This is a genomic window from Thermodesulfovibrionales bacterium (assembly GCA_035686305.1).
Classification (GTDB): Bacteria; Nitrospirota; Thermodesulfovibrionia; order Thermodesulfovibrionales; family UBA9159; genus DASRZP01.
On the sequence record DASRZP010000091.1, the window covers coordinates 19,039 to 30,582 of the forward strand.

Genomic DNA, 11,544 nt, shown 5'->3' on the forward strand with positions numbered 1-11,544 from the left:
GGAGCTGGAGAAACCTTATTCAATAGTGATTTTCTTGGACTTCTTTGCTGTCTCTTCAGACCTGGGGATCCTGACTTCGAGCACCCCGTTTTCAAAATGTGCCTTTATCTTCTCCGTATCCATACCTTCAGGCAATTCAAACCTGCGGGTGAAGGAACCGTATGAGCGCTCAAATCGGTAGTAATCCTCTCTTTCAACCTTCTCTTCTTTCCTCTTGTGTCCCAAGATCGTCAGGTAGTTTTCGTGAACATTAAGGTCAAGGTCTTCCTTCTTGACGCCCGGCACGTCAGCCTTCACTACAAGCTCGTTCCCTTCGTCGTAAATATCAACGGAAGGTGAAATCTGTTCAAGTTCTGCCGTGCGCGAACCCGGCCATGCAGGGGCACGGAAGAGCGAAAACGGTCTTGACCACAGGTCTTCGAACCATCTTTCCATTCTCTCGAGCTCTTCAAAAGGAGACAGCGCCAAAGGTTTCTCGGTCTTGATTAGTTCTTTAGTCCCTTTCATGTCATACCTCCCTTCTATACTTTCAATCTAGAATGAAGAGGGTGAAATTGCAAAAGCGGAATTTTCGAGATTTCTCCGTTTTTTGGCAAGAAATGAATAACAAGGACAAAAATGATCTGCTTTTGTATGTCTAATCGAAAAAGCTTGAACTCCTGCAGCCTTTTCTCCTTTTTGCTTTATGCCGCTGGAGGCAATAGCATGGCTGTGACAGGGTTCGCTAAAAGCGCATAATATCAATAGCATATGGGTTCACGAGAGGCCTTCATTCAGGTGACCATCCATTTTCCTGGGTTTACATTTTTCGCGGATGTAGTATCATTATAAGTACATGGAAAGAGGAGGGTTTAATCTGCTGCTTGAGGAATCGGTGAAAATCCATGGCCACCTCTGTCCGGGGCAGGTGCTTGGGGTGAGGATGTCGCTCCTTGGCCTCAGGGGAGCCGGCATCAGCGATCCGAAGGGGACTGACAGGAAGAACCTTATGGTCTTTGTCGAGATGGACAGATGCGCCACTGATGCAATTCAGTCTGTAACGGGCTGCACTCTCGGTCACAGGACGATGAAGTTTCTTGACTATGGAAAGATGGCGGCGACCTTCGTAAATCTCAAGACAGGGATGAGTATAAGGGTCATCGCAAAGGAGGGCACGAGAGATCGGGCGAGGGAGCGTTTCCCCGGGATCGACAATAAATACCTGGCGCAACTTGAGGCATACAAAATGATGGCTGACGAAGATCTCTTCGACGTAATGGAGGTGGACGTCCCACTGAACCCTGAGGATATGCCGGGAAGACCCCTTAGGCGGGTAAAATGCGACCTCTGCGGGGAATGGGTCCAGGATATGAGAGAGACCCGTCAAGGTGGAAGGGTTGTCTGCAGGGCCTGCGCAGATGGCGGATACTACACTGCAAGGAGTCATTTTTTATCGGCCTCCGTTATGCAGAAAAGTCATAACGGCATCGAAATCAGGTCAAAATTGTGGATTGAAGTTGATGGTGAGCCGGTCTTCGGACGGGGCAGAGAGTTCTTGCTCCGGGCAATCGACGCCCATGGTTCCATCAGCCAGGCTGCCAAAGAGATCGGTATCTCCTACCGGAAGGCATGGAGTTATATCAAGTCAATGGAAGAACGGCTCGATATGAAATTGGTTGAGCGAAAGGCAGGCGGCAGAAATGGTGGAGGAGCTTCGCTGACGAAGGAGGCGAGAGATCTTCTCGGAAGGTATAGAATGATGGATGAAGGCATACGGGATGTTGTTGATGCCAAATTCAGGAGACTCTTCCGTTGAACAGGCAAGGAGTCCTCTATGTGTGACACCCATTCCGGCGAAGGCAAGATGAAGGCAGGCATCATGACCATTCCGCTCCATGAGGCGGTGGGGAAGGTTCTGGCACACGATATCACGGAAATAAGGAAGGATGAATTCAAGGGCAGGGCCTTCAAGAGAGGGCAGATTGTCAGGGAGGAGGATATCTGCTACCTTCAGAGACTCGGGAAGGAACACCTTTTTATTTTGACGCTCTCCGATGACGAGATGCATGAAGACGACGCGGCCCGTTTGCTCGCATCTGCACTCATGGGGCGCGGCGTCGAAATCCAGGGAGAACCGAAGGAAGGAAAAATCAACATCGTTGCAGCGAAGGACGGTCTCCTGAAGGTTAACAAGGACCTTCTCCTTGAGTTCAACATGCTCGGCGACGCAATGTGTGCTACGATGCATAATAATACCGTTGTTACGAAAGGCCGGATCGTTGCAGGGACAAGAGCCATTCCCCTCGTGCTCAAGAAAAGGATCGTTGAGGAGGCTGTCTCAGTGGCACGAAAGGGACAAGGCATCATCGAAGTGAAAGAAATGAGGAGACCGAGGGCAGGCGTCGTCATTACAGGGAACGAAGTCTATCACGGAAGAATCAAGGATGCCTTTGCGCCGGTCGTCGAGAAGAAGATAAGAGACTTCGACGGCGAGGTTGTCGGGATTTACTATGCCCCGGATGATGAGGGGTTTATCGAGGCAAGATTAAGGGAATTGCTGTCTGCAGGCGCAGACCTTCTCATCACGACAGGAGGAATGTCCGTTGACCCCGACGACGTTACACGTTTTGCTGTGAGGAGACTCGGTGCGGTTGGCATGACCTATGGCTCTGCGGTTCTGCCGGGGGCCATGTTCCTGATAGCATATGTGCCGGTTGCGCCTTCAGCAGACAAGACTTCTCCATTGCCACAACAAGGAAGCTCTGAATTTTCGGACTCCTGCTCCGCAGGGCTCATCCCTTTGCTTGGCATCCCGGCGTGCGGCATGTACCATAAGACCACGGTCTTCGATCTTATCCTTCCTAGGGTGCTCGCGAGTGAATGGATAGGGAGGAGAGAGCTTGCGGAACTCGGCCATGGAGGGCTCTGTCTCGATTGCGGGGAATGCACGTTCCCTGTTTGCCCTTTCGGAACGTAAAATGCTGATAATAGCCCTCTTACGCTTGACTATAGCCTATTCTCTCTCTTTTTCGCTTATGATCGTCCTATTGACTGAGTATAAGACAAAACGCTTTGCAAAAGCACAAAAGGAACTGAGATTTGAGATTCTGGATTTCGGTCTTAATTCAAAGAAGTCTGACGAATGGTGAATGGTGAAAATCTTCCCATTGCAAAAACCGACGCGTTTTCGTTATGATTAACACAGGGAGACACTGTGTTAAGAGAGAAAGTTGAAGAGGTACTTGAGAAAATCAGGTACGGTCTCAAGTCTGAAGGCGGTGATATAGAGCTTGTGGACATTAAGGGCGACGTGCTTTACGTGAGGCTCAAAGGGAGCTGCAGCACCTGTCCCATGTCTTATCTCACGATGAAGAACTGGGTCGAGTCCAATATCAAGAAAGATATCCCTGAGATAACCTCCGTACAGACAGTATGAAGAACATCACGCACAGAAAAGAGATCAGCCATTTCTTCCTCTTTTTTGTCCTGGTGAGCCTATCCCTTTTTTCATTTTGTCTCTCACTTGTCGAAGCAGCTGAAAAGGTTTCGGTCAAGGACATACGTTCCTGGTCTTCTCAGGGCTACACGAGGGTAGTTGTCGAGCTGTCCAGTCCCGTTGAGTTTACCAAAAACCGCCTCTCGAATCCTGACAGGCTTTACTTTGATCTCAGGCATGCGAAAATAACCAGGGAAATAAAGACAAGGCTCCCTGTGGGCGACGGTACCCTAAGGGTTATCAGGGCAGGGCAGTTTGACGGTGACACCGTTAGGATTGTCCTTGATCTCGAAACTATCGAAAACTATAAGGCCTTTTACCTGGATGATCCGAACAAGCTTATCATTGATGTGTACGCGAAGAGGCCTGCAGAAAGGGTGGTCCTTTCGAGGAAGGTGATCGTCCTCGATCCCGGACACGGCGGCCATGACTCTGGCGCCATTGGCAGGAACGGTCTGCAGGAGAAGGATGTTGTCCTCGACATAGCGCTGAAGGTGAGAGAACTGCTCGCCGCAGAGCCGAACCTCGAAATCGTTCTTACCCGGGAGACAGATGTCTTTATCCCCCTCCCTGAAAGGACGGCCATGGCCATGAAAAGAGATGCCGACCTCTTCGTATCGATCCATGCGAACGCGAGTCCCAATAGGGCTGCGCGGGGAATAGAGACCTACCTTCTCAACTGGACAAACCAGGAAGAGGCGATTCGGGTTTCGGCAAGGGAGAACTACATTTCGGTCAGGACCATGAAGGACCGGATGGAGAAATTCCGGAGAGACAATGAGCTCGATATCATAAAGAGCGATCTCAGGAGGCAGCATAACAATGAAGAGTCGGTTGCCCTCGCAAATTATGTTCAGAACGCGCTTTATACGGATGTTTCGAAGGTGCACAAGAGAACGGCTAACCTTGGCGTGAAGGGAGCGCTCTTTTTTGTCCTCTTCGGAATAGAGATGCCGTCGATCCTTACTGAAGTCTCCTTCATCAGCAACCCTGAGGAGGAAAAACTGCTCTCGACAGAATCATACCGCTTGGCCCTTGCAAATTCGATTGCCTCGGGTATTAAAATATACCTTTCATCATTGTCTCCCACCCAAAAGATCGCTTCTTCCAAGCCTTCCGCGCAAAAGATCGCCTATTCCAGAAAAAGGTAACAATCGATGGTCCTCATTGTTCTCTATGTTCTGTTGGCGGCCAGCCTTTTTTTTGTCTCCAGCCTTTTCTATCACACTGCTGTGGCGGCCTCTGTTTCGTTCTTCCTCCTCTTCATCCCCTTTGGACGGGTCAGGGGAGGGTTTATTCCGATCTGCCTCTTCCTTGTCTTTACCTTTTGCGGCAATCTCTTTTTCCATCATGGCAGGATACTGTATGACAACGGGATCTTTTCGATTACCGATGAGGGGCTGGCTATCGCCGAAATCAGGACGTTGAGGGTATTTTCGATGATCTATGGAGCAAAGATCATCACGTCGGTCCTCTCCGTCGACGAGATGATCTCGGGTATGGACAGACTGCTCGGCCCTCTCGAAAAAACCGGTATCCCGGTTAAGGAGTTCTTCGCGATTATGGGGTTAACCATGAAATCATTCCCCCTGTTGACTGCCCACCTCTCAAAGACTTACCGCGAAGAGAGGGAAAACATGAACATTCGGGGGTTTCGTAACCGAATGGGGCATATGGTGACATTCATGATGCCCGTATTCATAGAAAGCATTCGGACACCTGAGCGGTTCTTTATCGGAGAGAGCGAGAAGGCCGGTTAAGGTTGAGGTTACAGCTGAGAGATACATGACCTCAATCTTATCTTTACCCTAAGCACAGCTTCATGAAACAAGATATTGATGTTCTCATCCGGGGAGGCAAAGTCTATGACGGCTCGGGCAGTGAAGCCTTTGAGGCTGACATTGCTATTGCCGTGGGCCGAATCGCCTGCGTCTCCTTTCAGCGAGACAGAAATCATGGGAAGGTCGGGACCGTTATCGACGCCGAAGGCCTCTCCGTCTCCCCCGGCTTTATCGATACCCATGCCCATTCAGAATTCACGTTGCTTGCGGACAGCCGGGCCGAAGGAAAGGTGCTTCAGGGTGTCACGACAGAGATTAACGGCAATTGTGGACTATCGGCGGCGCCTCTCTACGGCGAGGCCGCCAGCCATCGGGAGAAAGACCTGAAGGAGCTCGGAATAAGGGAACGGTGGTCAACGTTCAATGAATACTTTGAGATTCTTGAAAGCCGCGGACTCGCTATCAATTTTGCGACACTTACCGGTCACGGAAATCTGAGGGCCTCAGTCGTCGGATATGATGACAGGCGTCCTGACAACCGCGAGTCGGAGCGGATGTGCTCTCTCCTCAAAGAGGCAGTTCAGCAGGGGGCCTTCGGCATTTCGACAGGCCTGATCTATCCGCCCGGCGTGTATGCGGAGACCGATGAGTTGATCTTTCTATCGAAAGGCGTTGCACATCTCATCTACACCTCTCATATGCGGAGTGAAGGGGATGGGGTGATAGAGGCGATCGGTGAGACGATGAAAATAGGAAGGGAATCGGGGATAGCCGTGCATATATCCCACATCAAGACCGGTGGTAAGGAGAACTGGCATAAGATCGATGACGTCCTTTATGCCATCCGGAGCGCACGGGATGAAGGTTTGAAGGTGACCGCTGACAGATATCCCTATACTGCAGCTTCGACTGATCTCGACGCTGTCCTGCCCTCGTGGACCTATGCGGGAGGCTCGGAAGAAGAGTTGAAGAGACTCACCAACAGGGAGGTGAGGGCGAAGATAAAAGGCGAAATCCTTTCATGCCATCCTTCCGTGGATTATTGGGATAGGATCACGGTCTCGTCGGTGAACAGAGAATCAAATAAATGGATGGAGGGGGAACGACTCTCCCTTCTTGCTGAGAAGAAGGGGATGGAGCCTATCGATCTTCTGTTCGACGTCCTCATTGAAGAGAGACTCAGGGTTGGTGCTATCTTCCATTCCATGAACGAAGACAATCTCAGGAGATTTCTTGCTGAGCCCTACCTCATGATCGGTTCAGACAGTTCTGCGCGTTCAACACACGGACCGACCAGGAAGGGTAAGCCTCATCCCAGGGGCTTCGGGAGCTTCCCGAGATTTATCGGACGGTATGCGAGGGACGGGAAAGAAATCAGCATGAGTGAGGCAATCCATAAGACAACCATGCTTCCTGCCGACACCTTTGGCCTCAGGGATAGGGGGCTGATAAAGGAAGGGTTTTATGGTGATCTCGTCATTTTCGACGAAAGCCGGATCACTGACCGGGCCACCTTCGAAGAGCCTTTTCTTGAGCCTCAGGGTGTTATTTACGTCCTTGTAAACGGTGCGCCGATTGTGTGGGAGGGATCTCAGACGGGTCGGAGGCCGGGAAGGGTATTGCGGCATGGGAGGTAAGTATAGGCCTATCATTGGTATCACCCTCGACCGGGAGGAGGAGTTTTTCAGGTCAAAACGGCACTATGCGGAAAGGATCGAGAGGGCAGGTGGATTGCCGCTCCTCATTCCTGACGGGAATGATCCTGCCTCTGTTGCTGAAAGAGTCGACGGTCTGCTCATCCCCGGCGGCGGTGATATCGATCCATCTTATTTCGGAGAAGAACCGCACCCATCGGTGAAGATCGTACCAAGAGAAAGAACCGACTTTGAAATTGCCCTGTTGCGGGCTATCATGATGAAAGGAAAGCCTGTGCTCGGTATCTGCTACGGCATGCAACTGATCAATGTCGCCCTCGGTGGTGATCTTTACCAGGATCTGGAGTCTCAGTTCAAAGCAGCCATTGATCACAGGAAAGGGTTCCACAGGGTCGTCGGAAGGATCTTCTTTCTGGAGGAGGGATTTATGGTCGCCACGTCTCACCATCAGGGTGTCAGGAAACTGGGGAAGGGACTTGATGTGTGCGCTTTTTCAGAAGACCACCTTGTTGAGGCCCTGTGCTTTCCCGGGTATCCCTTCCTTCTCGGTGTACAGTGGCATCCTGAGCGTTCCGATGACGACGCATCCCTGAACCTGCTGAGGTCCTTTGTGGAGAGCGCACATGCCGGTAAATAGATTCTATCTCTTTATGGTCCTCTTCATGATAGCCGTTCTGGGATTCCTGGCATTCGAGATATTCCGGCCCTTCCTGACGGCCATAGCGTGGGCAACGGTCTTCTGCGTTGTTTTCTATCCTGTTTATGCCTTCATCCTGAGGTTTATCAAAGTAAAGGCGATTGCGTCTTTTCTCACCCTCATACTGATTGTTGTCTCGATTATTGGGCCCTTCTCGTATATCTCGTTCTCTCTTGTGAACGAGGTGAGCGATGTCATTGGAAGGGCGGGGACGGAAGATGTGGAGTTCGTGAAGGCGATCAAGTCCGACAGTCGGATCATAACCATTATCGAGCGTATCCAGCCTTATGTCGGTCTCAAAGGCGCGTCAGCAGAGGACATTATCATAAAGAATGCCCGGAAGTTCGGCACGGCGATTGTTGACAAGCTTTCGTCTGGTTTTACGAATATTCTCGGTATGGCAGCCAACTTTGTCATCATGCTCTTCACGAGTTTCTTTCTCTTGAAGGATGGGCCCGGATTTCTCACGAAACTGAGAAATTATCTCCCCTTTTCAGAAGACCAGAAGGACAGGCTTGCCATCCAGACCAAGGATATGATCGTCTCGACAATTTACGGAGGAGTCATCGTGGCGCTGGTGGAGGGCGTTCTTGGCGGCATCGCCTTTGCTCTCCTTAACATCGGTCCGCCTGCGCTCTGGGGGAGCGTCATGGCCCTCGCCTCTTTTGTCCCGATACTGGGGACTGCGATCGTCTGGCTGCCTGCCAGCGTCATCCTCTTATACGAAGGTACGTATATGAAAGGGATCGCCCTCATACTGATCGGTATATTTATCATCAGTTTGGTGGACAGTCTCCTGAAACCTCTGATAATCGGCGGGCGAACAAAGATGCCCACGGTCATCATCTTCTTTACGGTCCTTGGAGGGATAAAGTTTTTTGGTCTCCTGGGACTCATCATGGGGCCTCTCGTCTTTGCCCTGTTTCTGTCGGTCTTCGAAATCTTCAGAACCATGGAAGGGGGCACCGATGCTTGACTGCAGGAAGCCCGGGGGATCTGTGAGGCAAGGGCCTCAGGTCCGCGGACGGTACATGCCATCACGGAAAGTGAGGGGATTGTCCGGCAGAGACGCACAGTGAAGAGTGTCGAAGGCGCGGCAGGGCGCGTGATCTGTTACAAGGGAAAATACTTCGGATCCTTGAGCCCGGGCAAAATATTTGTTCTCCTTCTCCTCCCTTCCCTTTTCTTTGTCTTCTCCTGTTCCTATCAAAATAGACTGAAGGACACTGTTTACTACAGACTGCCTGCGAATCCGTCGACCCTCGATCCGGCACTCATCACCGACGTCAGCGGCGGCACAATCTCTGCAAAGCTTTTTAACGGACTCGTGAGACTGGACGAGAATCTTGCAGTCGTCCCCGACATCGCAGAAAGGTGGAGTGTATCGAAAGACGGTTTGACCTATACCTTCAGATTGATGAGGGGTGTTCGGTTTTCGAATGGCCGTGAGGTGAAGGCTTCTGACTTCAAGTACTCCTTCGAAAGGATATTGAATCCGAAGACACGTTCTCCGAGTACCTGGGTCCTTGAAAAGATCGCGGGGGCAAGGGCCTTTATGGAGGGAAAGGCGAGCGGTCTGTCAGGGGTAAAGGTGATAGATGACTATACCCTCGAAATCGTCGTCGAAAAGCCCTTCACTCCTTTTCTCTTGCTCCTGACCATGCCCCCTGCCTATGTAGTGCCTGAAGAAGAAGTGAGAAGATGGGGACCTGATTTTTCGAGTCATCCTGTCGGTACCGGTCCCTTCATACTTAAAGAATGGCTGCAGAACAGGGAACTGAGGCTTGAAAAGAGAGAAGACTATTTCGGCAATAAAGCTAGGGTCACGGGCATCATCTACCGCATCATAACAGAAGAGCTGACGGTCATGACAGAGTTCGAACTGGGGAATCTCGACGTCATTACGGTGCCGGCTTCGGGAATTGCGAAATACCGGAACGACGTGAAATGGAAAGACCGTATCGAGGCGATTACGGGTGTCAATACGTACTACCTCGGGATGAACTGTTCGAGGCCGCCCTTTGATAATCGGAATGTCAGGAAGGCCATGAACCTCGCCATCGACAGAAAGAAGGTGCTCGATACCTTCTATGAAAAGAGGGGAAGACTCGCAAGGGGACCCGTCCCTGACATGCTTCGGAAATGGGAGATACCGCTGGTTTATGAATATAATCCTGAAAAGGCGAGGGAGATGATACGGCATGAAGGGCTGTCGGGCATTACCATAGAGATTTATGTCACTCCTGACCAGGAAATCGTGGATATGGCGGAACTGATCCAGTCTTACATTAGACGGGCAGGAATGAACGCGGCGATAAAGCAGCTTGAATGGAGCGCATATAGGGAGGCGATCAACAGGGGAGAGGCAGATATGTTCTGGCTGAGCTGGTGGGCAGACTATCCCGATCCCGAGAACTTCCTCTTCCCCCTTTTTCATTCGTCCAACATCGGGCCTGCAGGGAACAGGACGAGGTACAGAAACCCCGCTGTTGACAGGCTGATTGATCTCGGACAAACGGCCGGTAGTGAGGAGGAGAAGAATCGTTATTACGAGAAGGCAGAGAAGATCATCGTCGATGATGCGCCCTGGGTCTTTTTCTGGCATAAGACTGACTATGCCCTGCGGCAGTCCTGGGTCAAAGGGTACAGAATGCAGCCTATTTACAGTATGGACAAGGGGACAGAGATAGAGATTACGCAAGGAAGACCCTAACGTTGCAAACGATGGCAAGGCAGGCATGGATCGAAGCCCTGTACAGGCGATGAGATTCCGGCAATGAGGTACTTCGATGACTTCATCGTAAGTGACCTCCCGCATTGAGCATACAGCGGCAGTCGGCAACCATCAAAGGTATCGCGATACAAGGCTTCTCACCAAACCTGCCTTCCCGAAGAAGATCGTTTTGTGCAACGGGAAGGAAGATAATCAATTATGTCGGATGATTTAGAGGATCAATTTCACAGGGAAATGATTGCTGTCTATCAGAATGCACTCAGGGATTGTACTCAGAAGGCTGCATATTTTCTTCAGATGGTCGGCGGTCAGGGAGGGGTAGAGGTTGCAAAGAAGTTGCTTCAATCAGATGATACCGAGCATGGCTTTACAGCACTCTGGAAATGTGGAAGACTCGATTTAATGGTTGAGCACTTGGTGTTGCAGCCAAAGTATGCCGACTTATTTAGCGATGAAGAAAAAGAAATGGCAAGACATAGGTTAAGAATGCACGGTTATGCCCCGTGAGAAAAATATACAGCCTCCCATTGGGGTATTTTGTTTGCTGGAGGACTTGAAAAGTAGGCACTACCTACGGAGTTTTTGAAACCCGTTTTTTCTCCTCAACTTTTCGATTGAATTTCTCGGAATAAATAATGAACCTGTCGTGAGCTCCTTCTGAGATTTTTTCAATCCCATCATGTGCCTCAATACTGAACGATAACTTCCGTCCCCGGATCTTATCGAGTCTTCCCCTTACCGTTATGGTAAGTCCAGGAGGGGTGGCCGCTGTGTGACTGAAGTTTACATGTATCCCTACTGTTTGCTCCTGTGGGTAGTTCAAATACGGTTTGATAGCTCTGATACATGCCCATTTAAACAGCCCAACCATAAATCCTGTAGCAAAGACCCTCGACATGACCTGAAATTCTTCCGCTTCTGTGTAAAGGTAAGGAACGGTCTTATTTTCGGGAACGGTATATCTGAACTCAAAAGTAAGCCCTTCTTTCAACGATTCTTTCATATTCGGTTTCCTTCTTCAGTATTTGACATGATTATGCCATCTGAGTTGTAATAAGTACAATTATTAACAGTCTCAAAATAATATTTACAGATGTGCTCCCTATTATTGGTCATGCCCGAGATCCTTAGTCGGGCATCCATTCTGTTCAAAGTGGATTCCCGCCTTCGCGGGAATGACGGCCAAGAATGTGCAGACTATT

At 50.3% G+C, this 11,544-nt stretch carries 12 protein-coding genes; 10 read left to right on the forward strand and 2 right to left on the reverse strand.

Annotation, left to right across the window (positions count from 1 at the left end):
* Nucleotides 1-15 precede the first annotated feature (15 nt).
* A complete protein-coding gene (locus VFG09_10585) occupies nucleotides 16-507 on the reverse strand; it encodes an Hsp20/alpha crystallin family protein (GenBank protein HET6515596.1) in 492 nt (163 codons plus the stop codon).
* Nucleotides 508-835: 328 nt separating this feature from the next.
* On the opposite strand from VFG09_10585, the gene VFG09_10590 reads away from it, so the two are divergent.
* From VFG09_10590 to VFG09_10635, 10 genes are all read left to right on the forward strand, one after another.
* Nucleotides 836-1,795, forward strand: coding sequence for an FmdE family protein (locus tag VFG09_10590; GenBank protein ID HET6515597.1), 960 nt, complete (start codon nucleotides 836-838; stop codon nucleotides 1,793-1,795).
* Between the two features lie 18 nt (nucleotides 1,796-1,813).
* On the forward strand, nucleotides 1,814-2,956 hold the full coding sequence (locus VFG09_10595; GenBank protein ID HET6515598.1) for a molybdopterin-binding protein: 1,143 nt from the start codon (nucleotides 1,814-1,816) through the stop codon (nucleotides 2,954-2,956).
* Nucleotides 2,957-3,193: 237 nt separating this feature from the next.
* Nucleotides 3,194-3,415, forward strand: a complete 222-nt coding sequence (locus VFG09_10600; protein ID HET6515599.1) for a NifU family protein — start codon at nucleotides 3,194-3,196, stop codon at nucleotides 3,413-3,415.
* Nucleotides 3,412-4,626 carry an N-acetylmuramoyl-L-alanine amidase gene (locus tag VFG09_10605; protein HET6515600.1) on the forward strand — a complete coding sequence of 405 codons (1,215 nt, stop codon included), beginning with the start codon at nucleotides 3,412-3,414 and terminating at the stop codon, nucleotides 4,624-4,626. The genes VFG09_10600 and VFG09_10605 overlap by 4 nt, the downstream gene beginning before the upstream one ends.
* 6 nt (nucleotides 4,627-4,632) lie before the next feature.
* Complete coding sequence (locus VFG09_10610; protein HET6515601.1) at nucleotides 4,633-5,235, forward strand: CbiQ family ECF transporter T component; 603 nt, start codon at nucleotides 4,633-4,635, stop codon at nucleotides 5,233-5,235.
* A 62-nt stretch (nucleotides 5,236-5,297) separates the two neighbouring features.
* Complete coding sequence (locus tag VFG09_10615; protein HET6515602.1) at nucleotides 5,298-6,893, forward strand: D-aminoacylase; 1,596 nt, start codon at nucleotides 5,298-5,300, stop codon at nucleotides 6,891-6,893.
* Nucleotides 6,883-7,548 carry a gamma-glutamyl-gamma-aminobutyrate hydrolase family protein gene (locus VFG09_10620; protein HET6515603.1) on the forward strand — a complete coding sequence of 222 codons (666 nt, stop codon included), beginning with the start codon at nucleotides 6,883-6,885 and terminating at the stop codon, nucleotides 7,546-7,548. The genes VFG09_10615 and VFG09_10620 overlap by 11 nt, the downstream gene beginning before the upstream one ends.
* Complete coding sequence (locus VFG09_10625) at nucleotides 7,535-8,584, forward strand: AI-2E family transporter (GenBank protein ID HET6515604.1); 1,050 nt, start codon at nucleotides 7,535-7,537, stop codon at nucleotides 8,582-8,584. Before VFG09_10620 ends, VFG09_10625 begins: the two co-directional genes overlap by 14 nt.
* 99 nt (nucleotides 8,585-8,683) lie before the next feature.
* Nucleotides 8,684-10,321 (forward strand): ABC transporter substrate-binding protein, encoded by a 1,638-nt coding sequence (locus VFG09_10630; GenBank protein HET6515605.1) that lies wholly within the window; start codon nucleotides 8,684-8,686, stop codon nucleotides 10,319-10,321.
* Nucleotides 10,322-10,540: 219 nt separating this feature from the next.
* A complete protein-coding gene (locus VFG09_10635; protein HET6515606.1) occupies nucleotides 10,541-10,849 on the forward strand; it encodes a hypothetical protein in 309 nt (102 codons plus the stop codon).
* Between the two features lie 64 nt (nucleotides 10,850-10,913).
* Here VFG09_10635 and VFG09_10640 read toward each other — a convergent pair whose 3' ends face one another.
* Nucleotides 10,914-11,345 (reverse strand): thioesterase family protein, encoded by a 432-nt coding sequence (locus VFG09_10640; protein ID HET6515607.1) that lies wholly within the window; start codon nucleotides 11,343-11,345, stop codon nucleotides 10,914-10,916.
* Nucleotides 11,346-11,544 lie beyond the last annotated feature (199 nt).

Bases quoted from the DNA above. Each gene is read 5' to 3' on its own strand.
- VFG09_10585 (HET6515596.1), bottom strand. From the start codon at position 507: ATGAAAGGGACTAAAGAACTAATCAAGACCGAGAAACCTTTGGCGCTG.
- VFG09_10595 (HET6515598.1), top strand. From the start codon at position 1,814: ATGTGTGACACCCATTCCGGCGAAGGCAAGATGAAGGCAGGCATCATG.
- VFG09_10610 (HET6515601.1), top strand. From the start codon at position 4,633: ATGGTCCTCATTGTTCTCTATGTTCTGTTGGCGGCCAGCCTTTTTTTT.
- VFG09_10590 (HET6515597.1), top strand. From the start codon at position 836: ATGGAAAGAGGAGGGTTTAATCTGCTGCTTGAGGAATCGGTGAAAATC.
- VFG09_10620 (HET6515603.1), top strand. From the start codon at position 6,883: ATGGGAGGTAAGTATAGGCCTATCATTGGTATCACCCTCGACCGGGAG.
- VFG09_10635 (HET6515606.1), top strand. From the start codon at position 10,541: ATGTCGGATGATTTAGAGGATCAATTTCACAGGGAAATGATTGCTGTC.
- VFG09_10625 (HET6515604.1), top strand. From the start codon at position 7,535: ATGCCGGTAAATAGATTCTATCTCTTTATGGTCCTCTTCATGATAGCC.
- VFG09_10615 (HET6515602.1), top strand. From the start codon at position 5,298: ATGAAACAAGATATTGATGTTCTCATCCGGGGAGGCAAAGTCTATGAC.
- VFG09_10640 (HET6515607.1), bottom strand. From the start codon at position 11,345: ATGAAAGAATCGTTGAAAGAAGGGCTTACTTTTGAGTTCAGATATACC.
- VFG09_10605 (HET6515600.1), top strand. From the start codon at position 3,412: ATGAAGAACATCACGCACAGAAAAGAGATCAGCCATTTCTTCCTCTTT.